The sequence below is a fragment of the Lederbergia sp. B243.17 genome (assembly GCF_057657925.1).
In genome coordinates this window covers 1-23,956 of record NZ_JBWBKF010000082.1, presented here as the reverse complement: position 1 = coordinate 23,956, position 23,956 = coordinate 1, and the positions used below count along the sequence as shown (strand labels likewise).

Here is a 23,956-nt window from a genome sequence, read left to right as displayed (position 1 = left end):
TATATGCAAAGGAAAGAGGGTGGCGATCCCGCCACCCTCTTTCCTTTTTTTAGCTAAGTGTTTTATCTTATTGTTACTTTGCTGCTTTCTGCAAATGGTTGATAAATTTGAGCGAGCGGCCGGTACCGATGGCAACAGCTTCCAATGGACTTGGCGCAAGATGAACAGGCACGATGATTTCTTTCGACAGCCATTCCTGCATGCCGTTCAGCAGTGAACCGCCGCCTGTCAGTACAACACCCCGGTCGACAATGTCGCCGCTCAGTTCTGCAGGAGAGTTTTCCAGTGTCGCACGAATCGCTTCGAGGATATGAAGGAGCGATTCTCTGAGGGCATCTTGAATCTCATGCGAGCTGAGAGTGACGGTCCTTGGCAAACCTGTGACCAAATCACGGCCTCTCACGTCTAATGTTTTTTTCGGGTGATCGATCAGTGCGTACCCGATTTCGATTTTAATTTGTTCGGCAGTCCGCTCACCAATCAGCAGATTATAATGTTTGCGGACATGCTGGATGATGTTCTCATCAAAAAGATCGCCGCCGATTCGCACGGTATTGCAAGTAACAACCCCGCCATAGGAAATGATTGCCACCTCGGTTGTACCGCCGCCGATATCCACAATTACATTCGCTACAGGTTCTTCAACCGGCAGATCAGCACCGATGGCAGCTGCGACCGGTTCCTCAATCAAATGGACATTCTTCGCTCCGCAAGATTTGACCGCATCCTGGATCGCTCTCCGTTCGACAGATGTGGCGCCTGAAGGGGTACAGACAACGACATCCGGCTTGCGGAGTGCAAAGCCTAGTGTTTTTCCGGCTTTTTTCATGATTTCTTTCAGCATTTGGCTTGTGATGTCAAAATCCGCAATCACGCCATCCTTCAATGGCCGCACCGCCACAATATTGCCCGGTGTTTTGCCGATCATATTTTTCGCTTCCATTCCGACGGCAAGCACGTTGCCAGTCACCGTGTTCAAAGCGACTACTGAAGGCTCATTCAGTATGATCCCTTTTGTTTTTGTATAGACGAGGACATTGGCTGTCCCTAAATCAATACCAATTTCCGTATTTGAAAACATACGACTCACCTAGCCTTTTATAATAATATGTACAAGTCTATCAATCTCACAATTTCATCTTTATACCGTTCGATCGACAAGCGCCCTTCATGGGGGTCGCCGCGGCATTAGCCGGACACACTTTGTCTACCTAGTATAGTCAAACTTTCAGCTTTTTTCCCGTTACAAAATATGACAAATGAGAAGTGTTACAAATAGTAAAATAGCAAAATGCCTTGAACCTTCGCAGTCAAAGGGATTGGAATAAAGAGGAATCCTGCGCTGTTAACAAATTTTAATCTTGCTGTAAAAAAGCAAAAAAATAAAAACAGCCGGCAATGAACCTGCAATCCCAATTGGATGATAGTTCCTAACAATTGGGTGCAGTTCACTTTTCGACTGTTTTTCATCAATTATTGTCCATGTAATTTGTAAAAAAATTGGCAAGATCCTTGCTTTCCTGCTTCCGTAATTTCCTGTGCGAAGCCCGCTTTGCAGCTGTCTGGTTCAGCCAAATTTCCTCTTCCGATTCAGGGATCACCTCTGGAACAGGAGAAGGCCTACCATCATCATCAAGTGCGACAAAGGTCAGGAAGGAAAGAGCGGCTACGGTCTGCTTGCCGGACATCAGATTTTCCGATGTGATTTTTACGAATACCTCCATGGAACTTCTGCCTGTCCATGTAACCATCGCACTCAGGGTTACGGCATCCCCAACTTTGATCGGAGCGATAAAGTCTACAGAATCAGTAGAAGCCGTGACGACACTTTTGCGGGCGCAGCGGATGGCAGCTATTGAAGCTACATCATCTATGTACGACATCAGCTTTCCGCCAAACAGTGTACCCAAGTGGTTCGTATCGGGGGGAAGAACGATGCTCGTTTTGATTGTCAGTGTATCTCTCATGCGCTTTTTCTCTGGCATACATTTACCTCCAAGCATGTACTCATTCTTGGTTATTATAGCATTAATGGAAGGATTATGACCAAGCCCTGTTCAATTGCCGATGGGAGAAAATGTTCATAAATCATGTTTGCTTTTGTGTAGAACGGGTAAAGGAAGTCAAAAGGGGCGGCGTTCAGCCTATGGGTGATTTCTACATTCTTTTATGGGGGGATGGCACTTATGGACAAGCTGACGAAGAGAATCCGCTGCAATCCAGATGGTTCCATGCTCATTAAGCGCTGGGATGACGTTGTTGTTCAGTCGAATATGCAGGCGGCCTTTACACAGACAGAAGAGGAAAGCAGCTTGCTGAAACCGCCGGGAAGCATGACAATGGCTGATTTGGAGGAATACAGTGCTGGCTGGGAGACGGAAATAGAATATTAATGCATAATGCCCGGCATCTCGGCCGGGTTTTCTTCGTCAAAGCAGTTCTTTCCAAAAAAACAATGCTATTCATTAGATTGTGCTGTTCTACGTTAAAAACAACTGCTTTCTTTGAGATTGATCATAAAAACAACCCGCCAAAAATCTTGGCGGGTTGTTTTCTTAAAATGCCCAGTCGCCGTTTCTGAAGACCGGTTCTGCTTTTCCATCTTTTGTAATGCCGTCGATGTTCATTTCAGCGGAGCCGACCATGAAATCGACATGAGTCAGGCTCGAGTTCAGGCCATGTTCGGCAAGCTCTTCCTGAGTCATCGTCTTCCCGCCCTCCAGACAGAAAGCATAGGCGCTGCCGATTGCAAGGTGGTTGGAGGCATTTTCATCGAATAATGTATTATAGAAGAGAATGTTCGATTGTGAAATCGGCGAGTTGAACGGCACAAGTGCCACTTCGCCCAAATAATGCGAGCCTTCATCCGTTTCAACGAGGTGTTTTAAAATATCCTCGCCTTGCTTCGCTTTAACATCGATTATCCGGCCTTTTTCGAATGTGATCGTAAATTCATCGATGATGTTTCCGCCATAGCTTAAAGGCTTCGTGCTGGAAACGATCCCGTCCACCCCATATTTATGTGGGACAGTAAACACTTCTTCTGTCGGCATGTTGGCCATGAACGTATGTCCTTTTTCATTGATGCTGCCGGCTCCTGCCCATAGATGGCCTTCCGGAAGTTCAATCGTTAAGTCTGTACCGGGCGCAGTGTAGTGGAGTTTATGATATTTCTTTTCATTTAAGTAGGCCACTTTTTCATGCAGCGTCGCGTCATGTTCTTTCCACAGCTGAACTGGATCTTCGAGATCGCTCCTGGTTGCTTTGAAAATCGCATCCCATAACAGCATGACTTGCTCATCAGGTGATGCATCCGGGAATACTTTTGCAGCCCACTCTTTTGAAGGCGCAGCGATAACCGTCCAGCTCACTTTGTCAGCTTGCATGTATTGGCGATACTTGGAAAGTGCAGTTCCTGCGGCTTTCTGGTAATTGGCGATCCTTTCGGAAGGAATCCCTTTCAAAAGATCGGGGCTGGAGGAGACGATCGACATAAAGGCTGCTCCTTCTTCCGCCAATTCCTCGACTTCCTTTGCTCGCCATTTCGGATATTCAGTGAATGCTTCATCTGGCGCCAGCTCATATTTCAGGCGGGATACCGCATCGTCCGCCCAGTTAACGATCACATTTTTAGCTCCTGCATCGTATGCATTTTTCACAACGAGACGGACAAATTCAGGATTGTCGGTGCTCGTGTTGATGACAAGCGTTTGCCCCGGCTGAATATTGACGCCGACCTTTACGACGAGGGACGCGTATTTTTCAAGCTTTGCATGTAAAGAGTTCATGGTCATTCTCCTTTGTTTTTCAGAATCTTCCTCTTTATTTTACCAATGAGCGGCAGCAATGCCAATCTTGAATGTTTGAGCTAAGAAAAGCGCAAGGCGCCCGCCTAACGGCGACAAGCATAAGACAAGAGCTGACAGAAGGCGCTGTTTGCCTTCAGAAGCGATTGACTTATGACTCGAGCCGATGGCGCCTGGAGCTAGACACCGAAAAAAAGACCGCTGAACATGCGGTCTTTGCCAGTTATACGTGGACCGGCTCGGTATCCATTCCAAAAAGGGTCCGATATGCTTCTGGGTTTCTGACAATGTCGGCGATTGTATATTGGTCGAGTACGGCCAGGTACGCCTCTAACGCTTGGCGAAGAACATGCTTTAATCCGCACACCGGGGAAATGGTGCATGCACCCCCATCCTCGCCGAAGCAAGGAACAAGCTTGAAGTCATCCTCTGTTTCGCGGACGATGCTGCCAATATTGATCTCATTTGGAGGAAGTGCAAGGCGGATGCCGCCGCCCCTGCCTCGGATTGTCTGAAGGATGCCCATTTTGCCGAGATCGTGGATTACTTTCATCAGATGGTTCTTAGAAATGCCGTAAGCTTCGGCAATTTCACTTATATTGGAAAGTTCATCTTGTCTTTTTGCGGCAAGATAAATAAGTACGCGCAAAGAATAATCGGTATAGATGGTCAGTTTCATTTTCATCACCTATATGACATTATACTGCAAGTAGTACCGTCATAACAGAGGGATGGCCGGAATTGAATAAGGTGTGAAGGGAAATGTGTCTGTTTTTTTAAACATGTATTTTAAATATTGCTTAAGCGGACGGGCAGGAATAAGATAAACATGTATTTAAAATAGATCTTTTAAAAGGAGTCATATATATGCTCTCACAAAAAACAATCGATATCGTAAAATCAACTGTACCTGTGTTGGAACAGCACGGAGTCGCAATCACTACTACTTTTTATCGAAACATGTTTGCGGCACATCCGGAATTGCTGAATATTTTTAACCACGTAAATCAATCCCAAGGACGTCAACAGACAGCACTGGCGAATATGGTACTGGCTGCTGCCAAGCATATTGACGAGCTTGACGTGATTGTTCCTGCTGTTGTTCAAGTGGCGCACAAACACCGCGGTCTGCAGGTGCAGCCTGAACACTATCCGATCGTCGGCAAGTTCTTGCTTGAAGCGATCAAAGAAGTGCTTGGCGATGCGGCAACCGATGATATCATCAATGCATGGGCGGAAGCATACGGTGTAATTGCACAAGCCTTCATTGATGTGGAACAGAACATGTATAATGAAGCTGAAAAAGAAGCTGGCTGGAAGGACTTCAAAGATTTTGAAGTTGTCCGGAAAGAACAGGAAAGCGACGTTATTACTTCTTTTTATCTTAAAGCGAAAGACGGCATGAAAACACCGAAGCATCTGCCAGGCCAGTATATCACTGTAAGAATTAACATCCCTGGAGAGGAATATGCATTGAACCGCCAGTACAGCTTGTCGGCAGCTCCTGGCAAAGAAACATTTCGTATTTCTGTTAAGAAAGAAAATGATAATGATCCGAACGGCAAAGTGTCCAATTATCTTCACGAGCATATCCAAGTAGGGGATTCGATCGAAGTGAGCGCTCCTGCAGGGGTATTCACGTTGAATATGGAAGAAACCGCACCGGTTGCCCTGATCAGTGGAGGGGTCGGTCTGACACCGATGATGAGTATGTTCGAGGCGCTTGCAGATACAGATACAGATCGGAAAGTAACATTCATCCATTCTGCGCGCAATGAAAACGTACATGCATTCAAAAAAGAAGTGCAGGAACTGGCAGCACGGATGAAAAACGCCAACGTCTATTTTGGCTATAGTGAAGCTTCTTCAGCAGGTGATGAGCACTTTACAGGCTATATTACTGAAGAGTTCCTGAAAAACAAATTGACTGCAGATACCATCTGCTATGTATGCGGCCCTGTGCCATTTTTGAACAGCGTCGTTACGATGCTCGGAAAACTTGGAATTGCGAAAGACAAAATCCGTTTTGAATTCTTTGGCCCGGCGATGGCCATTCAAGACGCTGAAAAAGTAACAAAATAACAACAAAATAACAACAAAATAACAACAAAATAACAAACAAACAGCATGCGTGCCCCGAAAGTCTCGGGAACCGCATGCTTTTCGTCTGTTCGAAGGTTATAATGGAGGTAACTATTCCGAGGAGGGCGAATCGTGAATAAATTTAGCGGGATTACCGAAGACAGGATCAAGAGGGCAATGGAAGAAGGAGAGTTCGACAATCTGCCAGGGTATGGTAAGCCCCTGCCAAAGGATGATCTGGCGGATGTGCCGGACGATCTGAAAATGGCATACAGGCTTATGAAGAATGCCGGATTTTCTCCAGACGAAATAAGTATAAAAAAAGAACTCGCCACCATCGAGGACCTGATCAGAAAAGCGGAGGATGAGCTTGAAAAAGAAGGGCTTCGCAAAAAGTTGAATGAAAAGATGCTCCAATACAACAGCTTGCTTTCCAAGAAAAGAATCAAGACCAATTCATCCGCTTTTAAGAGGTATGAAAAAAAAATCGAAGATAAATTCTTTTGAATCACTCAACGTTTAACCCCTGATCTCACTTCGCCTCCAGGGAATGTCTATTCCTTCAGGCATTGTAAGTGGGGGTTTTTTGCCTGAAATAGATAAAAGTATCACAGATTTGAAGAATGATGTTGAAAGTCTGCGAGATCTGTCGATATAAAAGGTAAGACATATATTAGTTTAGGGTGAATGAATATGGACAAAACATCACTGATAGGTTTAATTCTTGGTTTAATAGCTGTCGGAGTGGGGATGGTGCTGAAAGGAGTCTCGCTCAGCGCACTTGTCAATCCGGCTGCGTTCCTGATCATTTTGGCAGGTACAGCAGCGAGTGTTATTACGGGATTTCCAATGTCGGAAATCAAAAAAGTACCGAAATTGTTCGGCATCATTTTCAAAGAAAAGAAAACGATCGAACCGAAGAACCTAGTTTTCCAGTTTTCGGAACTGGCGCAGTTGGCGAGAAAAGAAGGATTGCTGGCGCTTGAAACGAAAATCAGCGATATCGAAGATCCTTTCATGCGGCATGGACTGAGCCTTGCCGTAGATGGGCAGAGTGCTGACTATATCCGCGATGTATTGAATGAAGAGATTGAAGCGATGGAAGAAAGACATGCAACAGGTGCCTCAATTTTCTCCCAGGCGGGAACCTATGCGCCGACACTCGGCGTACTCGGTGCGGTAATCGGCCTTATCGCCGCACTAGGCCATATGGATAACACCGAAGAGCTTGGCCATGCGATTTCCGCAGCGTTTATCGCGACACTGCTTGGAATCTTTACTGGGTATGTATGGTGGCATCCGTTCGCGAACAAACTCCGCCGCAAGTCGAAAGAAGAGGTCCGCCTGAAAGAAATGATGGTGGAAGGGATTCTTTCTGTACTTGAAGGTGAAGCACCAAGGGTGATTGAACAGAAGCTGGCATCTTACTTACCGGCCTCCGCAAGACGGGAATTGGCCGCAGAAAGCGAAGTGGCACAGAATGGCGAAGCGTAAAAAGAAGAAAGATGAAGGCCATATCGATGAGTCCTGGCTATTGCCATACTCAGATTTAATGACCCTGCTTTTGGCGCTTTTCATCGTGCTTTTTGCCGCAAGTTCAGTTGATGCCCAGAGGTTCCAGCAGATTTCCCAAGTGTTCAACGGTATTTTTGTTGGCGGTACGGGACCAATGGAATATCAGCAGCCGGTAGAAAGTGATGATCATAGCAATGATTTCCCAAAGAATACGGATGTTGAGGATACCCCGCCAAACCAGGTCGAAGGCTCTCTTCCTGAGATTGATGAGGAAGACATGAAAGAGCTGCAAGCCATTCAATCGAAAGTGAATGCCTACGTGCAAAAAAATGACTTAAGCAATAAATTCGACATGAAGCTGACAACAGAAGGCCTGCTTATTTCCATCCGGGATAATGTCCTTTTCCAATCAGGGAAAGCGGAGGTTCGGGAAGAGGACAAACGGACAGCGAAAGAACTGGCAGAGTTGCTTGTCATGGATCCGCCAAGGAATATCATCATCAGCGGCCATACGGATAATGTTCCAATCCGGACAGCGAACTACCATTCGAACTGGGAACTAAGTGTCATGCGGGCGATTAACTTCATGAAGGTTTTATTGGAAGACGGCAATCTTGATCCACGTTGGTTCAGCGCCAAAGGATACGGTGAATTCCAGCCTGTAGGCGACAATGCTACAGATGAAGGAAGGGCAAAGAACCGCCGTGTTGAGGTATTGATATTGCCGAAGATGAAAGACCAATAAGAGATGCCCTGCGCTTTTTGAGCGCAGGGCATTTCTATTTCCTGAGAAATAAGTCATAGTGCTTTCAAGAAGCTCTGAGCGAATGTCCTGCATTGCTCCAGCTCTTCATCGGTGGGTTCTAAATCGCACAGCAGCCGCTCAGAAACGATTTCCGCCCCTTGCCGTTCAAGCCTGCGATTGAATTTATCGAGAGCCATGCCAAAGGTTCTCGTATAAAAAGAATCACCGGAACCGAAAACCGCGGCTTTTTTTCCATGCAGATCCACTGTATCAAGATCGTCATAAAAAACGAAGAATTCATCCGGTATTTCTCCGCCTTCCCATGTATGGGTACCGATCAGGATGGCATCATATTTTAACAGATCATCCGCATCCGCATCAAATGCTTCCCTTACCGTCAAATCAGCCCCGGCGTCGATAAGGGCATCACGGATGGAGAACGCCATCAATTCGGTGTTGCCGGTCATGCTTGTATATACCATTAAAATCTTTGTCATCCTTGGACACTTCTTTCCTTTTCGCTTCTACAGTCATTTTACCAGATGTTTGTCTCATTGTGAAAAGGGAAAAGGAAGGGGTGAAAATGATTTGAAGGAGTGATGATAATGGCAAAGAAAGTTGCTGTACTTGTGACCAATCTATTTGAGGACTCCGAATATACGGAACCGGTGAAAGCCTATCAAGAGGCTGGGCATGAAATTACGGCGATTGAAAAAGAAGCTGGAAAAACGGTGAAAGGCAAGCAAGGAGAAGCTGAGGTAAAAATTGATCTTGGCATTGACGATGCGAAGCCTGAAGATTTTGATGCGCTGTTCATTCCGGGCGGTTTTTCTCCGGATCAATTGCGGGCGGATGACCGGTTTGTCCAGTTCACAAAGGCATTCATGGATGCCAAAAAGCCGGTATTTGCCATTTGCCATGGGCCGCAGCTGCTGATCACAGCGAAAACATTGGAAGGCAGAGATGCGACAGGCTATAAGTCCATTCGTGTCGATATGGAATATGCCGGTACAAATTATCACGACAAGGAAGTCGTTGTCTGCCAGAACCAGCTGGTGACAAGCCGGACACCGGACGATATTCCTGCCTTTAACCGCGAATCATTGAAACTGCTCTGACGCAAAAAAGCTGTTCCCGGCAAGCATTCACGCCGGGAACAGCTTTTTTCATGGGCCGAAAAGACCGAGCTTTGAAATTCTGTCCGCAGCTTCCCTTAGTCTCTCCTCTGATGTGAGCAAACCTGCCCTTACATACCCTTCTCCATACTTTCCGAAACCGATACCCGGTGCAACCGCAACATGGGCCTTTTCCAGCAAAAGGTCTGTAAACTGTGCAGAAGTGAAGCCGTCTGGCACTTTCAGCCAAGTGAAGAATGATCCCTCCGGTGCCTGCACATTCCAGCCGATGTCACGGAGGCTCGAGATGAATGTATTCCTCCTCGCTTCATATAAGGCGTTCAGTTCTCGCGACGGCTGCTGGGAGGAAAGAAGTGCTTCTGCTGCAGCGTCCTGGACAGCACCGAAAAGACTGACATAAAGATGATCCTGCAGAAGATTGACTGCTTCGATGACAGACTCGTTCCCTGCGGCAAAAGCCACTCTCCAGCCCGCCATATTATACGTTTTGGAAAAAGTGAAGATTTCCACCCCAACATCGATGGCCCCGTCTGAGGATAAAAAGCTGATCGGCTTATGGCTGTCAAAGCCGATGCCGCCATATGCAAAGTCGTGAATGACGCAAAGATTCCGTTCCTTGGCAAAATCGATGGTCTCTGCAAAAAAATTGTCATCAGCAACAGCGCCTGTCGGGTTGTTCGGGTAATTCAGGATCATCATTTTCGCTTTCGCGGCTATCTCTTCCGGGATGAGTTGATAATCGGGCAAGAAGCGGTTTTCCTCAATCAGCGGCATCATTTCCATGTTCACGCCGGCAAGGGCCGCTCCGGACCAGTAATCAGGATAACCGGGATCAGGTACAAGAATCGTATCTCCCGGGTTCAGCAGGCATTGCGGCAGCTCAACGAGGCCTGCTTTCCCGCCGAAAAGGATGGCAATCTCTTTCTTAGGGTCCAGCTTGACCCCGTATTCCCTCATGTAAAATTGCGCTGCCGCTTCTTTCAGCCTGCTTTTCCCGCGGAAAGGGGGATATTGGTGATTTACTGGCTGTTCAACCGCTTTTTGCATCGCTTCGACTATATGTATAGGTGTCGGCTGATCCGGATTTCCTTGGCCAAGATTGATCACGTCATGCCCCTGGCTGATTTGTTCCTGCACCTTGCGGACGAGCGAAGCAAAGAATTGTTCCGGTAACCTCTGGAGAAGGTCGGAAGTTTCAAATGTACCCAAGCAAGCTCCACCTTTCTTGACTATTCATATTTTTCTTTCATATTCTAGTGTAGAATGTATAACGAATAGGGCTGTTTGTAAAGCTCATCTTTAAAAAGGGGCGATTACGTGATGGATTGGAAAATAGGCTGTATCCAAATGGATATCGCTTTGGGAGATCCACAATCAAATCGGGAGGCTGCAGAACGGTGGTTCCGTAAAGCGAAGGAAGAAGGCTGCGAAGTGGTTGTGCTGCCTGAGCTGTGGACAACCGGGTACGATTTGGCGAGACTTGACGAGATTGCAGACCCGGACGGCGGGGAAACGGTTCAGTTTCTGAAAGAACAGGCACAGAAACACCAATTTCATATTATCGGCGGATCCGTCGCAAATAGAACCGCAAACGGTGTAAAGAACACGATGTATATCATTGACAGGGGAGGCAGGCTTGTCCATGAGTACAGCAAGCTGCATCTGTTCAGGCTGATGAATGAGCATCAATATCTGGCACCAGGAGAAGACGAAACGGTCTTTGAACTGGACGGTGTGAATGCGGCTGGTTTCATCTGCTATGATATCCGCTTTCCCGAGTGGCAGAGAAAGGCGGTGCTGTCGGGAGCCCATATTCTATTCGTAGTAGCAGAATGGCCGGCTCCGCGAAAAGAACACTGGCGCACACTCCTGCAGGCAAGGGCAATCGAGAATCAGAGCTTCGTCATCGCTTGCAACAGGGTAGGGAATGACCCGGACAATGAATTTGCCGGCCATTCAATGATCATTGATCCGTGGGGGGAGATTCTTGCAGAAGGCGGGAAGGAAGAAGATCTTGTTGCTGCGACCGTCGATGCAGCGAAAATAGAAGAAATCCGGGAGCGGATTCCTGTATTCTCCGACCGGCGTCCGCTTCGGTACTGATTAAGGATTTTTCCTGACTAAATAAAGCAGCAAGCCCGCCAGGCTCAAGATGTTTAGGATGATGCCGACAAAAAGCAGGATCAGCGCAGGCACATCCGGAAGATCGACGGATATGGCGACCGCAGTTGAGATGCATCCGGCTACAAGCATGATCAGCAGCAGGGGAAAGTTTTTCAGCAATGTAATTCCTCCTCAATAATCGAACATGAAAAAGGTATCCGGCCATTGCCGGATACCTTACTATTATGCCTTGCGCAGACGGCCCAATTCTTCGGCAAGCGCCTGCATCTCATTCGGGCTGAAGTTGTCCTTTTTCATGACCATTTCATAAATCTCATGCAGTTCCTCATACATTTCTTCATCCATTTGGTCCGATTTGACGGCACTGATATTGACCATTCTCATTTTGGCCACAATCTGGCTCACCATATATTCAATGTTTTCTGGTGTGTTTTTTGTTAAATCCAAGTGTTTCATCCTCCCCGGGCTTTTCTCTCTCTTATCCTTTCATGCCGCATACGGAAAGTCAATCCTGATTTTCGCATGTTTCATCAATAGGCGGAAAGGTAAAAGATAAGGAAGCAGTCCACTCGGACAGAAACAGCTGAAGTATCGATGCCAGGTGAGGTGGTTTTATGGGGAAATTCAGACTAAGGTTCAGAAAGAACAAGAAGAAAGTGATGAAGGCGGGCAAACCCCTCATAGAGCGCATATCGGAAAATGATGTAACAGGGATGGCGGCTCAGTTAGCCTATTTTTTCCTGCTTTCACTCTTCCCTTTGCTGATCTTTATGGTGACGCTGCTGCCATACACACCAATTACTCAACAGGATATTTTCAATTTGATCAAGGAGTTTGCCCCGCCTGATACATTGCAGCTTATACAGGACAATATCAATCAGGTGATGAGCAGCCGCAGCGGAGGTCTGTTGTCCGTCGGTTTGCTCGGTACGATCTGGTCCGCCTCGAAAGGGATGGTGGCATTGATCAAAGCTTTAAACAGGGCGTACAACGTATCCGAAAAGCGATCCTTCGTTGTAACGCGGGGGCTGGCGCTGCTTATGATGTTCGGTATGATTTTCGTCTTGCTCGTCGCTTTGCTTTTGCCTGTGTTCGGAAAGCAGATCGGATTGCTCTTATTTTCTACTCTTGGTTTGTCTGACGTGTTCCTGCAAATTTGGAGCGTAGTCAGATGGGGATTGAGCCCGCTTATTCTATTCGTGGTCTTCCTTGTTATTTATTATATCGCCCCCAATATCAAAATCAAATGTATGACAGCCGTGCCGGGAGCGATTTTTGCGAGTGTCGGTTGGATTGTAGTTTCTTACATCTTCTCGTTTTACGTTTCTCATTTCGGCAACTATACATCGACGTATGGAAGTATCGGGGCAGTGATTGTGCTGATGCTTTGGTTCTACATTTCCGCCATCATCATTTTAATAGGCGGGGAAATCAATTCCCTTTGGAGTGACAGGAAAAAAAGCTGCGATGTTTGATGCATCGGCAAAGACCCCTTGGAGCGTGCCAAGGGGTTTCTTCATGGGCAATCGTTCCAGCTATCTAAGCAGCCTCAATCCGTTCAAGATGACGAGGATCGTGCTGCCTTCATGACCAATGACGCCAAAAGGAAGGTCGATTAATGTCATGAAATTAGAAGCAATCAGCAAGAGAATTACAGAAATGGAGAAGATAATATTCTGTTTGACAATCCGGTTCATCCGCTTGGAAAGCTTGATTGCATTAGAAATTTTTGTTAACTCATTTTTCATTAAGACAACATCGGCGGTCTCAAGGGCGATATCCGACCCTTGCCCCATAGCGATCCCGAGATCTGCAGTGGCAAGAGCAGGGGCATCATTGATCCCGTCTCCGATCATTGCCGTTTTTCCATATTTCCGCTTCAGTTCCTTTAATTCATTTACCTTCGTTTCGGGGAGGCAGCGGGCTGTATACGTATCAACATCTGCCTCATCAGCGATGGCTGCGGCTGTCGTTTCACTGTCCCCAGTCAGCATGACCGTTTTGACTCCCATCTTTCGGAGCGATTCCAAAGCAATCTTCGACTCGGGGCGGACGATATCCTTCAAGGCAATCACTGCGGCAATGCCATTCCCGCTCCTCGCATAAATGACCGTTTTCCCAAGCTCCTCATACAGTATGCCCTGGCCTGCTGCAAAGTCTTCGGCCTCATCTTTGCCGACAAAGTCCGCTTTCCCGACTGTCCACTCTTCGCCAGCGATGGATGCTTTCACTCCCCAGCCGGCAACATCTTCGACCGTTTCAATCTCAACCGGGATCAGATTGAATTTTTCTTGTGCATAGCGGACAATTGCTTGGGCGAGCGGATGATTTGATTCTTTCTCAATGCAAGCGATCTTCGAGATAATTTCTACTGTCCTTTCATCGTCAACCGTAATCAGGTCTGTGACTTCTGGCTGTCCTTTCGTCAATGTCCCGGTTTTGTCGAATGCCATTGCCTTCAAATTGCTGAGCATTTCAAGATGGGCTGTTCCTTTAAATAGGATGCCGTTTCTTGCACCATTGGAAATTGCGGAAAGCGAAGCTGGGGTAATGGAAGCAACCAAAGCGCAGGGAGAGGCAACGACGAGCAGGATCATCGCCCGGTAAAATGTTTCTGTCCATGACCAGCCAAAGGCGAAATGGGGAACAAACATCATCAGAAAAACAACTGCGAGGACAATTTTCACGTATGTGCCTTCAAAACGCTCGATGAATAGCTGGGAAGGGGATTTTTCGCTCTGTGCCGATTGGACAAGCTCAATAATCTTATGAAAAAGCGTCTCTGTACTCGGCTTCGTCACTTTGGCTGTAAAGGAACCTGTCATATTCACGGTGCCTGCGAAGATCTCGTCTCCGATGGTTTTTCCGGCGGGGATGGATTCACCGTTGATTGCCGATTCATCAATCGTTGTTTCTCCCCGGATCATAATCCCGTCTGCGGGAATGCTTTCGCCTGCTTTGACAAGTATATGATCGCCGACGGAAAGCATCGTAATCGGAACGAGTTTTTCGCCATCCGGAGTGATGCGGAGCGCCTCTTCAGGCTGGATTTCAAGCAAGGCAGAGATCTCCTTATGGCTTTTATTCATTGTGTAGGTTTCAAGTGCGCCGCTTAGCGAGAAGATGAAAATGAGGATGGCGCCTTCCGCCCAGTAGCCGATAATGGCGGAACCAATTGCGGCAAAAATCATCAGCATTTCGACATTCAATTGTTTTTCCTCAATCGTTTCGGTAATTCCTTCCTTCGCCTTCGCATAACCGCCAATCAAAAATGCGGACAAATAGAACAGGATTGACATATGACCTTGGTCTGATTTTCCCGCAAGCCAGCCGCAGATAATTAGAATTCCACTGACAATAGCGGCGATCAATTCCCAATGAGGCCTGAGCTTTTCCATATAGGCAGGAATTCCGGACTGAGACTGCTCTTTCATGGCAACCGTTCTAGTTTCCATCAAACTTCCCTCCATTTATTTGATGTAATTGAGAAAAAGAATCATAATCAATACCCTTATAAAATGACGAAAGCTGCCGCAAGAAGCGGCAGCAATTCTTTTATTTGCTTTTTATATATCCTAATTGTATGTTCATTAACCCAATATTGTGAGAAATATCAGCAATCCTTCCCGCTTCTGCAAAATCAAAGAAACCGAACTAGGCTCTTTTTCTTTCATTCAGTAAAAATTCGAGCGAATGGATTAAAAAAAGGAGCCGGGGGAAAAGTTGATATAGGAAATAGAGGGGATTGTCACCCGACGGGAGGTCTTTATATGGATAAATTGTTTATCATCATGCTGGTACTCGGCCTGCCAGCTTCTATTATTGGTTCACTCATGCACTGGCCGACCGTTCTTATGTTTGTCATCTACTGTTTGACGATCATCGCTTTGGCAAGCTTCATGGGCAGGGCGACAGAGAGCCTGACGATTGTAGCCGGCCCAAGGATCGGCGGTCTGCTCAATGCAACATTCGGGAATGCGGTGGAGCTGATTATTTCCATCTTCTCGCTTAAGGCGGGTTTAGTCGGTGTTGTTCTTGCCTCTTTGACAGGTTCGGTTGTCGGAAACCTGCTGCTCGTCCTAGGAGCTTCATTCCTTTTCGGCGGGTTTAAATTTAAAAGACAAAAATTCAATGTTTTTGATGCAAGGCACAATTCCGGCTTGCTGATGTTTGCTGTCATCGTCGCTTTCATTATTCCGGAAATGTTCACGCAAAGGATGAGCGATGCCCATACAATCAGTTTAAGTGTAGGGGTTTCGATTATTATGATCATCCTCTATCTTCTTGCACTGTTTTTTAAGCTTGTCACTCACCGAGGAGTATATCAGACCGGCGAGAACACCGCTGCTGAAGAGGAAACACCAGAGTGGGGGAAAGGAAAGGCGATTACCATCCTTGCCCTCGCTACGCTTGCTGTTGCATACGTATCAGAAAGGCTCGTTCATACGTTTGAGGCGGTTGGTGAATCCTTCGGCTGGAGTGAACTGTTCATTGGGGTTATCATCGTGGCCATTGTCGGCAATGCGGCGGAGCATGCTTCCGCTATCCTGATGGCGATGAAGAACAAAATGGATGTGGCCGTCGAAATTGCAGTCGGATCGACCTTACAGGTGGCGATGTTTGTCGCTCCTCTCCTTGTCATCATCTCACTGTTTTTCCCGACGTCAATGCCGCTCGTCTTCTCCATCCCGGAGATCGTATCGATGGCAACTGCCGTGCTGCTGACAATCGTGCTGATGAACGATGGAGAATCGAACTGGTTTGAGGGGGCGGTACTACTCGCTGCCTACCTGATCATGGGCATCGGCTTTTATTTGCTGTAGTACGGATAAATCGGAGCGCTTCGGAAAAAATAAGGACACAAAAGACGGGCAGATCCGTCACTGAAGAAGGGAGTCACAACTATGAAACGGCATCTTCGTGTCCTGTATGTTTTCCTGGCGCTCGTTATTGCCGCCGGCATAGCGCCTGCTGCTTTGGCCAAAGAAAAGCCGGCAGGCATCCCATTGCCGGCATCTGTTATTTCCATCGGAAAAGAAAATACGTATACCCAGTCAGATTCGGATATATCGTTCCTGCAGCCAAGCGAATTCACAAAGGAATTGCTTGAGTCCGCCTCTGAAAAAATTGATAATCCCCGTTTAATCAAAATGCTCAATGAATCGGCAGTCAACCAATCTCCGCTTTCAATCGGCGTTCGGGCCACGATTTATCTTGGCGAATGGCCGCTTCATTATACGTCTCGGGAAACAGTCCCGAATTGGCAATACCAGAAAATCAATACGAACTTTTTTGACAACAGAGGCGGCGATCGCCATCATCAAATTCACTACGTGCAAGAAGCCCAAAAGACCGTTAAAGGTGCACTGACAGCCGATGTCGGGCAGTCTGAAGATGTCGCAAAAATGATGCTACTGTCGGCAATGGAGAAAACAAAACTTCCGCTCACCTTCAAAACAACGATTGGCGGGGGAACGAAACATCATCAAGTTTACAACATTCCGCCAAAACAACTCGGCTATTTATATGCCTATGCACCGGCAGTCCGGGAAAACGGTGAGGTCACCTATGGAGAAGTCTTTTTGGTCATGAAAGGCATGAAGCGCCAGCTTGCGGTCAAAAATGTGGTCACCAAACCGATCGGCGCCTGGATACCCATCCACAATCATTTGAACTTCTCCTTTAAAGGAGCGAAGTGAGATGAAGAAAACCTTCATGGCAACAATCGTTGCATTGCTTATGCTGGCCATGCCGATCGCCGGTTATGCCGTCTCAAATACACCGGTACATTGGGGGTTCAAAAAAGGAAGCAACGGCGAACAGGGGGATGCCGGTGCAGCATATGAAGCGCTGCTTGATAAATACGATGCTTTTTATAAAGGCAGCGCCGATCAGAAGATTTTGTATCTGACCTTCGACAATGGATATGAGAATGGCTATACGGGAAAATTTTTGGACATCCTCAAACAGGAAAAAGTTCCCGCAGCTTTCTTCGTCACCGGCCATTATTTGAAAAGCGAACCCGAGTTGACAAAGCGGATGGCAGCAGAAGGGCATCTTATCGGAAACCACTCGTGGAGCCATCCGGATATGACAAGAATAAGCGACGAACAGATCCGGAAAGAGCTTGCCCAAGTGAAAGAGCTGGCAGAATCTCTTACTGGCCAGAGAGGCATGCAGTTTTTACGCCCGCCAAGAGGAATCCTGAGCGAGCGGTCGATGAAAATTGCCCGGGAGGAGGGCTACTACCATGTCCTTTGGTCCCTTGCCTTCAAGGACTGGCAAACCGACAAGCAAAAGGGCTGGAAATACGCCTATGACAACATCATGGCTCAAGCTCACCCCGGAGCGATCATGCTTCTGCATACCGTTTCAAAGGACAATGCGGATGCTCTCGAAACGGTCATCAAGGATTTGAAAAAACAAGGGTATGTATTTAAAAGCCTTGACGATTATTTGCTGAAGGAAAAAGCGGACAGTCCGCTCCTATCATTGTAGAGAATGGACCAGGTTCAATAAGCCTGGTCTTTTTTATTGAAAAACAGCGGAACCCCGTGAGGATATGGTATAATGAGCGTGATTTTTTAACGGGGGAGAGATGCATGTGTGGCAAGAACGAATCATGGTAGACGGCCCGTATAATTTTGATCTGGCCTTAAGCCGAATGGCTATCGATCCATTAAACATCCTTGATGCAGCGGTACGCTCCGTCAAGATACCGATTTACGGGGAAAGGCCGGAAGTGGCAACGGTGCAGGCTATCGGCACTACGGCAGAGCCCGCTTTTTTCGTCAGCGGCCAGAGCGAGGCTACAAAGGACAAGGTCATTCGGGAAGTCAGCCGGATTTTTCAGTGGGACATGCCTCTCTCCTCGATCGACGAACATTTTCGCCAAACTGCATTGCAAGCCATCTTTGAACAGCATCGGGGCACCCCAATAGTGCTCGACTTTTCGCCCTATTGTACGCTGATCAAGTCGATTATCCACCAGCAGGTCAACATGAAATTTGCCATCGCCTTAACCGAAACATTTGTCCGCAAATTCGGTTTTGAAGTCGATGGTGTACCATTTTATCCGCTGCCTGAGACCGTTGCTGCGCTGGAGCCGGAACAGCTCCGGGAAATGAAATTCAGCCAGCGCAAGGCGGAATACCTGATCGGACTCGGCAAGCTGTTGTCGAGCGGCGATTTAAATCTTGAGGAATTGGCAAAGCTTGAAGATCAGGATGTGATCAAAAGGCTTGTCAAAATACGCGGGATCGGACCGTGGACGGCACAGAGCTTTTTGCTCTTTGGACTTGGCCGCCAGAACCTTTTTCCTGCGGCAGATATCGGCATTCAAAATGCACTGAAAAAGCTGTTCAATCTGGACCGAAAACCCACGATAGAAGAGATGGAACAATACAGTGCTGAATGGCAGCCCTATTTAAGCTATGCCTCCCTTTATTTGTGGAGAAGCATAGAACCTACGGAGTGATAGCAATGAACAAACCTATAGATGAAATCATTAAGCCGAAACAGCGTTTTCCGTTGACAATCAAGCGACTTGGAATCAACGGGGAAGGCGTCGGCTATTTTAAGAAGAAGGTCGTATTCGTGCCGGGCGCGCTTCCAGGCGAGGAAGTAGTCGTCGAGGCGGTGAAAGTTCAGCCAAAATTCACCGAAGCGGTCGTCAAAAAGATTCGCAAGAAGTCCCCTCACCGCGTCCAGCCTCTCTGCCCGGTCTATGACCAGTGCGGTGGCTGCCAGCTGCAGCATCTGCGCTATGACCAGCAGCTGAAGGAGAAAAGGGACATACTCATTCAATCCCTGGAGCGACACACGAAATTCGATATTGGAAAAATGGACATCCGCGACACGATTGGAATGGACAACCCATGGAACTACCGCAATAAAAGCCAGTTCCAATTGCGCGAGGTGAACGGCAAGCAGGTGGCAGGGCTCTTCAGCATGAATTCGCACCGCCTGATCGATGTGCCAGACTGCATTGTCCAGCAACCTGAGACAAACCGTGTTAACCAGGAGGTAAGAAAAATCCTCCAAGACCTAAACGTACCGGCCTATAATGAAAAAACAAAACGGGGCCTTGTGAAGAATATCGTCACGAGGGTCGGCGTCCAGTCCGGAGAAGTTCAGGTCGTTCTTGTCACGACAGCAAAGAAACTTCCGAAGAAGGAACTGATCGCTTCCGAAATTCAAAAACGAATCCCGGAAGTCGCATCAGTCATGCAAAATGTGAACCCGAAACAGACGTCTCTTATTTTCGGGGACGAGACAATTCATATTGCCGGAAAAGAGTTCATTGACGAAGAGCTCGACGGCTTTCAATACGAACTGTCAGCACGCGCCTTTTTCCAGCTGAACCCGGAGCAGACGGTAAAATTGTACAACGAAGTGAAAAAAGCGGCAGCCCTGACGGGCAAGGAAAAAATCGCTGACGCGTACTGCGGCGTTGGCACGATCGGACTGTGGCTAGCAGACGGCGCCGCCGAAATCCGCGGCATGGACATCATCCCGGAAGCAATCGCCGATGCAAAAAAGAATGCGAAAAAGCACGGCTATCCGAATGCCGTCTACGTGACCGGAAAAGCAGAAACAATCCTGCCGAAATGGGAAAAAGAAGGCTGGCACCCCGACATCATCATCGTCGACCCGCCAAGAACCGGCTGCGACCCGCAATTCCTGCAAACCGTCATGAAAATCAAACCGAAAAAATTCATCTACGTCTCCTGCAACCCATCCACGCTTGCCAAAGACCTGCAGGCAATCAGCCGGCTGTACAAAGTCGAGTACATCCAGCCGGTGGACATGTTCCCGCAGACCGCCCATGTTGAGAGTGTGGCGCAGATAGTTTTAAAAAATGATTGAGGGGGATTACAACCCCCTCAACTTACAGTAAGTCTTAACCTCTTTGCAATTTAGTTATATCGACGAAACAAAGCAACATCTCGGATGTTACCTTATTTTAAATGTAATAACTCTTTAAGTTGTTCATAGATGGCAGAGAATCTGGTTGTTTCGGACCTTTCTGCCATCTTCTTTTTTATGGCTGTTCTTTCTAGCTTTAATAGCTGCAGCTTTTAGTACAAAGTCATCATTATGGTGTCTAATCCAGTTTTATAAAGTATCTGATCTCTTCATTATCTATATAGAATCCAACAGATTTGTATAGAGATAAGGCTGATTTGTTTGTGGTTTTTACCATAAGTTTAGCGTTTTGCAGCTGATTTGATTTGAGATAGCGTAAAGCCTCCGTAAGCAAGTACTTTGCAATGCCGCGTTTCCGCCATTTTTCTCGAACAAAGACATCCTCTATAACACCATGGTATTCTTCTTTCCATGCCATTAGCCCGCCGGCAATTGCGTCTGTATGGCGGACAACGATGGACGTCCATAGCTTGTTATTCATGTACTCAGTTAACCGATTAAGTCCTAATGGTTCGTCAGGCCAAATTTCATTTTCAACTTCCAGGTACTCTTCTTGCTCCCGCGCAGACTCCATCTTCCAATAAGAAAGTTGAAACTCCTCTTGCAGCTTTATTTTAGGAATCGGTTCATTTAAGTCCCGGTCCATGGAATATAAACTATGCAAATGGCGGTATCCTTTTTGGATGAAGAATTGATTATTTGCTGTTTCATCCGAATCGTTACCAACACAAAGTATGGTTCCAAATTCTTTCGGTAAAGTTTCCTTTAATTGTTTTGCTCTTATGAAAAGATAACGATAGACGCTGTCGAGCAATGCAATGTCATTTTCTCTTTCAGGAACGGTTTTCAGGTTGATGTATATGGAGTGATTGTTCTCTTTTGGTCGCCCGGGAGGCACAACATTAACAATGCTGACTTGCCCCTTAGCGATCATTTTCCCATCATCAAATGCGCAATATACGTTACACCAATTTTCTTCGTCCCCAACCCACCAAAATACGGCATTTTCTTTTGCGGTTACGGATCGATACAGCTCCCCAAGCAAAGGCATGTCTTCATTTTCAAAATTCCGTATGAAAATATTGGTTGATGATTGATTCAAAATATTACCCCTCTCAATGATAGGAAAGTACGCGGTTTGGAGTGCTTTGCGAAGTCCCCATAATAAATTTCCTCTCAGGAGAATGACTATTCAGACAGTAGCGCAACTTATGGCTTCAATGATCATTTGCTACGAAATAACTTTCCCTCCGCAATATCAAGTATAGTAGTATTGAAAAGAGAACAATCTGGAATACACAACAAAGACTGCAAGGATGGAAAGACTTAGATAACTGAAAAAGGAATAAAAATGCACGACTTTTTTGAAGAAATGTATCCAAGAGAATAATGCATTTTGAAATACACCGCATGTATACACGGCATCTATGATAACCCGCTCCATTTTATTATATGGGATAATAGTGGATGGATGGACATCTGAATTTCACTCATTTAATGTAATGGAAGTGAACGGCATGTGTATAGGTAGTTAGGTATCCACTAATTTGTCAAAGGAAGTGAACCTGTGTCAAAAATCATTATCATAGAAGATACTGAAAAGATAAGAGAGGAACTTAAAACCTTTTTAATCAGATATGGGTATGAGGCTGTTGCGCCAATAAATTTCGAAAATATTATTAAAGATACTCTTAGGGAAGAACCTGATCTAATACTTTTAGACATTAACCTGCCGATATATGATGGATACTATATTTGCAGGGAAATAAGGAAAAACTCCGATGTACCGATAATCGTAGTTACGAGCAGGGATAATGAGATGGATGAACTGATGAGTATTAATTTAGGTGCGGATGACTTTATTACAAAACCATATAATACTCAAATTCTATTGGCACGGATAGAAACCATACTACGGAGAGTTCAAGGACCCGGCATGCGGGATATACTTGTTTATAATGATTTAACGCTTAATTTATCCAATGGTTCTGTAACCTATAAAGGAAAAACGGCAGAGCTGACGAAAAATGAAATCAAAATACTTTCTTGCTTATATAAAAACAAAGGAAAAATCGTGTCAAGGGACGATCTAATGGACTTTATGTGGAACTCCGATATCTTTGTGGATGATAATAACTTATCTGTTAATGTGACAAGATTAAGAAAAAAACTTGAGGGTTTAGGGATGAAGAAAAACATCGAAACAAGACGCGGATTAGGATATATACTTCCATGAATATAAAAGAGTATGTAAAAGACAGAACAGTATTCCTGTTGATCAATTTTGTCTTTTTCATCATCCTTTGCGCTATCCTGTTACTCATAAACGTGAACAGCAAAATCATTCTCCTGATTTTCTGTATTTGGTTTTTCCCCATCCTTACTTATATGATGATAGAATTTGTCAAACAGAAAATATTATATGGCGAGTTAAACAGCATCATGGACAATTTGGATAAAAAGTATCTGTTAACCGAAATTATGAAAGAGCCTGACAATCTAGAAGGTAAGCATTTATATGATGTATTGCGACAGACAAATAAGGACATGCATGAGCATGTAAAAAGTTATAGAGATCGGGAAAATGAGTATAGAGAATATATAGAGACGTGGGTGCATGAGATAAAGACTCCGATTGCATCGACTCGATTAATAATAGAAAATAATCAAAATGACATTACTCGGAATATTAAAGATGAAATAAAGAAAATTGAAGAATATATAGAGCAGGTCCTATATTATTCAAGAAGTAATAATGTCAGCAAGGATTATCTTATTAAAGAGGTCTTTTTAGTTGACCTTGTCAGAAGTGTTATTAAGAGAAATTCGAGAGACTTTATTAGCAAAGGGATCACTATCGATATTGAAGCGGTAGAAGGCACGGTGTATAGTGATGCGAAATGGCTGGAATTTATAATGAATCAACTGATTGGAAATGCGATTAAATATAACAGGGAACGTGATGGAAGGGTAATCATCAGCACGATTAGAAATGAAAACAATATCGTACTCTCCATAGAAGATAATGGTATCGGTATTATAGATAAGGATCTAAATAGGGTTTTTGAAAAAGGCTTTACTGGAGAAAATGGCCGAAAGTTTGGAGGATCTACCGGCATAGGACTTTACTTATGCAAAAAACTTGCGGAGCAGCTTGGTTTAGGACTTACGTTATTATCAGAAACTGGAGAAGGGACAACGGTTAGTATAATTTTCCCATTAGGTAGTGTTAACTTCATGCACGAATAATAATGGATTTATGGCTATTGTACTCTGCAGTAGCTGTAAATCCATTTTTTATTTGTTATCTTGCAAAAATGTAACTTTAATAACAGCGAAACAAATATGTGATCTATGGACCCACTGATAAAATAATCACAAATAATACATTTGGGAGGAATCAAAATTGAAAAAATTGGAGTCGAAAAAGGTATTAACCTCAATGCTGGTAGTCATTCTTTTATTAGTGGGAGCTTACTTTTGTGACTGCTAAACTAAAGTTAACAGTTCTTGCTAAACAGGAATAAACACTCTTCTATCAAATATCACTCCTGTTAAGTTATGCTTGTGCTTCAAGATAACTTAGCTGGGGGCTTGGAGAGATGGAGAAGATATTATTG

At 45.6% G+C, this 23,956-nt stretch carries 25 protein-coding genes; 15 read left to right on the top strand and 10 right to left on the bottom strand.

Annotated elements, in window-relative coordinates:
- Positions 1 to 73: 73 nt before the first annotated feature.
- Complete coding sequence (gene mreBH / locus AC0TWI_RS15670) at positions 74 to 1,081, bottom strand: rod-share determining protein MreBH (RefSeq protein ID WP_488127276.1); 1,008 nt, start codon at positions 1,079 to 1,081, stop codon at positions 74 to 76.
- A gap of 388 nt (positions 1,082 to 1,469) precedes the next feature.
- Entirely contained in the window at positions 1,470 to 1,985 is a 516-nt protein-coding gene (locus AC0TWI_RS15665) for an acyl-CoA thioesterase (RefSeq protein ID WP_488127275.1), read from the bottom strand.
- 201 nt (positions 1,986 to 2,186) lie between these two features.
- Here AC0TWI_RS15665 and AC0TWI_RS15660 point away from each other — a divergent pair, with 201 nt between their 5' ends.
- Positions 2,187 to 2,393 carry a hypothetical protein gene (locus AC0TWI_RS15660; RefSeq protein WP_488127274.1) on the top strand — a complete coding sequence of 69 codons (207 nt, stop codon included), beginning with the start codon at positions 2,187 to 2,189 and terminating at the stop codon, positions 2,391 to 2,393.
- Between the two features lie 162 nt (positions 2,394 to 2,555).
- Here the strand turns inward: AC0TWI_RS15660 and AC0TWI_RS15655 are convergent, their stop codons facing one another.
- Together AC0TWI_RS15655 and AC0TWI_RS15650 are read right to left on the bottom strand one after the other, a co-directional pair.
- Positions 2,556 to 3,788 carry an aminopeptidase gene (locus AC0TWI_RS15655; RefSeq protein ID WP_488127273.1) on the bottom strand — a complete coding sequence of 411 codons (1,233 nt, stop codon included), beginning with the start codon at positions 3,786 to 3,788 and terminating at the stop codon, positions 2,556 to 2,558.
- 241 nt (positions 3,789 to 4,029) lie between these two features.
- Complete coding sequence (locus tag AC0TWI_RS15650) at positions 4,030 to 4,485, bottom strand: Rrf2 family transcriptional regulator (protein WP_488127272.1); 456 nt, start codon at positions 4,483 to 4,485, stop codon at positions 4,030 to 4,032.
- A gap of 188 nt (positions 4,486 to 4,673) precedes the next feature.
- Between AC0TWI_RS15650 and hmpA the strand changes: the two genes are divergently transcribed.
- From hmpA to motB, 4 genes are all read left to right on the top strand, one after another.
- Positions 4,674 to 5,888 carry an NO-inducible flavohemoprotein gene (gene hmpA / locus AC0TWI_RS15645; protein WP_488127271.1) on the top strand — a complete coding sequence of 405 codons (1,215 nt, stop codon included), beginning with the start codon at positions 4,674 to 4,676 and terminating at the stop codon, positions 5,886 to 5,888.
- A 132-nt stretch (positions 5,889 to 6,020) separates the two neighbouring features.
- Positions 6,021 to 6,395: a DnaJ family domain-containing protein gene (locus AC0TWI_RS15640; RefSeq protein WP_488127270.1), complete on the top strand. Its 375-nt coding sequence runs from the start codon at positions 6,021 to 6,023 to the stop codon at positions 6,393 to 6,395.
- Positions 6,396 to 6,581: 186 nt separating this feature from the next.
- A complete protein-coding gene (motA, locus tag AC0TWI_RS15635) occupies positions 6,582 to 7,382 on the top strand; it encodes a flagellar motor stator protein MotA (RefSeq protein WP_488127269.1) in 801 nt (266 codons plus the stop codon).
- Positions 7,369 to 8,148, top strand: a complete 780-nt coding sequence (gene motB / locus AC0TWI_RS15630; protein ID WP_488127268.1) for a flagellar motor protein MotB — start codon at positions 7,369 to 7,371, stop codon at positions 8,146 to 8,148. Before motA ends, motB begins: the two co-directional genes overlap by 14 nt.
- 53 nt (positions 8,149 to 8,201) lie before the next feature.
- On the opposite strand, the gene AC0TWI_RS15625 is transcribed toward motB, so the two are convergent.
- Positions 8,202 to 8,645: a flavodoxin gene (locus tag AC0TWI_RS15625; protein ID WP_488127267.1), complete on the bottom strand. Its 444-nt coding sequence runs from the start codon at positions 8,643 to 8,645 to the stop codon at positions 8,202 to 8,204.
- A gap of 108 nt (positions 8,646 to 8,753) precedes the next feature.
- Between AC0TWI_RS15625 and AC0TWI_RS15620 the strand changes: the two genes are divergently transcribed.
- A complete protein-coding gene (locus tag AC0TWI_RS15620; protein WP_488127266.1) occupies positions 8,754 to 9,266 on the top strand; it encodes a type 1 glutamine amidotransferase domain-containing protein in 513 nt (170 codons plus the stop codon).
- A gap of 48 nt (positions 9,267 to 9,314) precedes the next feature.
- Here AC0TWI_RS15620 and AC0TWI_RS15615 read toward each other — a convergent pair whose 3' ends face one another.
- Positions 9,315 to 10,493 (bottom strand): aminotransferase class I/II-fold pyridoxal phosphate-dependent enzyme, encoded by a 1,179-nt coding sequence (locus tag AC0TWI_RS15615; protein ID WP_488127265.1) that lies wholly within the window; start codon positions 10,491 to 10,493, stop codon positions 9,315 to 9,317.
- Between the two features lie 111 nt (positions 10,494 to 10,604).
- Here AC0TWI_RS15615 and AC0TWI_RS15610 point away from each other — a divergent pair, with 111 nt between their 5' ends.
- Positions 10,605 to 11,387, top strand: coding sequence for a carbon-nitrogen family hydrolase (locus tag AC0TWI_RS15610; protein WP_488127264.1), 783 nt, complete (start codon positions 10,605 to 10,607; stop codon positions 11,385 to 11,387).
- Here AC0TWI_RS15610 and AC0TWI_RS15605 read toward each other — a convergent pair whose 3' ends face one another.
- Both AC0TWI_RS15605 and AC0TWI_RS15600 read right to left on the bottom strand, forming a co-directional pair.
- Complete coding sequence (locus AC0TWI_RS15605; RefSeq protein ID WP_488127263.1) at positions 11,388 to 11,567, bottom strand: hypothetical protein; 180 nt, start codon at positions 11,565 to 11,567, stop codon at positions 11,388 to 11,390.
- 63 nt (positions 11,568 to 11,630) lie between these two features.
- Complete coding sequence (locus AC0TWI_RS15600) at positions 11,631 to 11,855, bottom strand: DUF1128 domain-containing protein (protein WP_488127262.1); 225 nt, start codon at positions 11,853 to 11,855, stop codon at positions 11,631 to 11,633.
- A gap of 167 nt (positions 11,856 to 12,022) precedes the next feature.
- On the opposite strand from AC0TWI_RS15600, the gene AC0TWI_RS15595 reads away from it, so the two are divergent.
- The gene (locus tag AC0TWI_RS15595; protein ID WP_488127261.1) at positions 12,023 to 12,883 is read left to right on the top strand and encodes a YihY/virulence factor BrkB family protein; all 861 of its coding nucleotides are present in this window, start codon (positions 12,023 to 12,025) and stop codon (positions 12,881 to 12,883) included.
- Positions 12,884 to 12,943: 60 nt separating this feature from the next.
- On the opposite strand, the gene AC0TWI_RS15590 is transcribed toward AC0TWI_RS15595, so the two are convergent.
- A complete protein-coding gene (locus AC0TWI_RS15590; RefSeq protein WP_488127260.1) occupies positions 12,944 to 14,863 on the bottom strand; it encodes a heavy metal translocating P-type ATPase in 1,920 nt (639 codons plus the stop codon).
- A gap of 315 nt (positions 14,864 to 15,178) precedes the next feature.
- Between AC0TWI_RS15590 and cax the strand changes: the two genes are divergently transcribed.
- The 5 genes from cax to rlmD all read left to right on the top strand — a co-directional run bounded on the left by cax (position 15,179) and on the right by rlmD (position 20,276).
- The gene (gene cax, locus AC0TWI_RS15585; protein ID WP_488127259.1) at positions 15,179 to 16,231 is read left to right on the top strand and encodes a calcium/proton exchanger; all 1,053 of its coding nucleotides are present in this window, start codon (positions 15,179 to 15,181) and stop codon (positions 16,229 to 16,231) included.
- An 81-nt stretch (positions 16,232 to 16,312) separates the two neighbouring features.
- The gene (locus tag AC0TWI_RS15580) at positions 16,313 to 17,107 is read left to right on the top strand and encodes a YfkD family protein (protein ID WP_488127258.1); all 795 of its coding nucleotides are present in this window, start codon (positions 16,313 to 16,315) and stop codon (positions 17,105 to 17,107) included.
- A 1-nt stretch (position 17,108) separates the two neighbouring features.
- Entirely contained in the window at positions 17,109 to 17,906 is a 798-nt protein-coding gene (gene pdaA / locus AC0TWI_RS15575; RefSeq protein WP_488127257.1) for a delta-lactam-biosynthetic de-N-acetylase, read from the top strand.
- Between the two features lie 106 nt (positions 17,907 to 18,012).
- Positions 18,013 to 18,885, top strand: a complete 873-nt coding sequence (locus AC0TWI_RS15570; RefSeq protein WP_488127256.1) for a DNA-3-methyladenine glycosylase family protein — start codon at positions 18,013 to 18,015, stop codon at positions 18,883 to 18,885.
- Between the two features lie 5 nt (positions 18,886 to 18,890).
- Positions 18,891 to 20,276 carry a 23S rRNA (uracil(1939)-C(5))-methyltransferase RlmD gene (gene rlmD / locus AC0TWI_RS15565; protein WP_488127255.1) on the top strand — a complete coding sequence of 462 codons (1,386 nt, stop codon included), beginning with the start codon at positions 18,891 to 18,893 and terminating at the stop codon, positions 20,274 to 20,276.
- A 238-nt stretch (positions 20,277 to 20,514) separates the two neighbouring features.
- Here rlmD and AC0TWI_RS15560 read toward each other — a convergent pair whose 3' ends face one another.
- Entirely contained in the window at positions 20,515 to 21,438 is a 924-nt protein-coding gene (locus tag AC0TWI_RS15560; protein ID WP_488127254.1) for a GNAT family N-acetyltransferase, read from the bottom strand.
- Between the two features lie 465 nt (positions 21,439 to 21,903).
- Here AC0TWI_RS15560 and AC0TWI_RS15555 point away from each other — a divergent pair, with 465 nt between their 5' ends.
- Together AC0TWI_RS15555 and AC0TWI_RS15550 are read left to right on the top strand one after the other, a co-directional pair.
- The gene (locus AC0TWI_RS15555; protein WP_488127253.1) at positions 21,904 to 22,572 is read left to right on the top strand and encodes a response regulator transcription factor; all 669 of its coding nucleotides are present in this window, start codon (positions 21,904 to 21,906) and stop codon (positions 22,570 to 22,572) included.
- Positions 22,569 to 23,585, top strand: a complete 1,017-nt coding sequence (locus AC0TWI_RS15550; RefSeq protein ID WP_488127252.1) for a sensor histidine kinase — start codon at positions 22,569 to 22,571, stop codon at positions 23,583 to 23,585. The genes AC0TWI_RS15555 and AC0TWI_RS15550 overlap by 4 nt, the downstream gene beginning before the upstream one ends.
- Positions 23,586 to 23,956: the final 371 nt, after the last annotated feature.

What these genes read in the sequence shown, in the direction of transcription:
- AC0TWI_RS15660 (WP_488127274.1), top strand. Translation starts at nt 2,187, where the DNA reads ATGGACAAGCTGACGAAGAGAATCCGCTGCAATCCAGATGGTTCCATG.
- AC0TWI_RS15655 (WP_488127273.1), bottom strand. Translation starts at nt 3,788, where the DNA reads ATGAACTCTTTACATGCAAAGCTTGAAAAATACGCGTCCCTCGTCGTA.
- AC0TWI_RS15590 (WP_488127260.1), bottom strand. Translation starts at nt 14,863, where the DNA reads ATGGAAACTAGAACGGTTGCCATGAAAGAGCAGTCTCAGTCCGGAATT.
- AC0TWI_RS15550 (WP_488127252.1), top strand. Translation starts at nt 22,569, where the DNA reads ATGAATATAAAAGAGTATGTAAAAGACAGAACAGTATTCCTGTTGATC.
- hmpA (WP_488127271.1), top strand. Translation starts at nt 4,674, where the DNA reads ATGCTCTCACAAAAAACAATCGATATCGTAAAATCAACTGTACCTGTG.
- AC0TWI_RS15610 (WP_488127264.1), top strand. Translation starts at nt 10,605, where the DNA reads ATGGATTGGAAAATAGGCTGTATCCAAATGGATATCGCTTTGGGAGAT.
- AC0TWI_RS15625 (WP_488127267.1), bottom strand. Translation starts at nt 8,645, where the DNA reads ATGACAAAGATTTTAATGGTATATACAAGCATGACCGGCAACACCGAA.
- AC0TWI_RS15650 (WP_488127272.1), bottom strand. Translation starts at nt 4,485, where the DNA reads ATGAAACTGACCATCTATACCGATTATTCTTTGCGCGTACTTATTTAT.
- motA (WP_488127269.1), top strand. Translation starts at nt 6,582, where the DNA reads ATGGACAAAACATCACTGATAGGTTTAATTCTTGGTTTAATAGCTGTC.
- pdaA (WP_488127257.1), top strand. Translation starts at nt 17,109, where the DNA reads ATGAAGAAAACCTTCATGGCAACAATCGTTGCATTGCTTATGCTGGCC.
- cax (WP_488127259.1), top strand. Translation starts at nt 15,179, where the DNA reads ATGGATAAATTGTTTATCATCATGCTGGTACTCGGCCTGCCAGCTTCT.
- mreBH (WP_488127276.1), bottom strand. Translation starts at nt 1,081, where the DNA reads ATGTTTTCAAATACGGAAATTGGTATTGATTTAGGGACAGCCAATGTC.
- rlmD (WP_488127255.1), top strand. Translation starts at nt 18,891, where the DNA reads ATGAACAAACCTATAGATGAAATCATTAAGCCGAAACAGCGTTTTCCG.
- AC0TWI_RS15580 (WP_488127258.1), top strand. Translation starts at nt 16,313, where the DNA reads ATGAAACGGCATCTTCGTGTCCTGTATGTTTTCCTGGCGCTCGTTATT.
- motB (WP_488127268.1), top strand. Translation starts at nt 7,369, where the DNA reads ATGGCGAAGCGTAAAAAGAAGAAAGATGAAGGCCATATCGATGAGTCC.
- AC0TWI_RS15665 (WP_488127275.1), bottom strand. Translation starts at nt 1,985, where the DNA reads ATGCCAGAGAAAAAGCGCATGAGAGATACACTGACAATCAAAACGAGC.
- AC0TWI_RS15595 (WP_488127261.1), top strand. Translation starts at nt 12,023, where the DNA reads ATGGGGAAATTCAGACTAAGGTTCAGAAAGAACAAGAAGAAAGTGATG.
- AC0TWI_RS15620 (WP_488127266.1), top strand. Translation starts at nt 8,754, where the DNA reads ATGGCAAAGAAAGTTGCTGTACTTGTGACCAATCTATTTGAGGACTCC.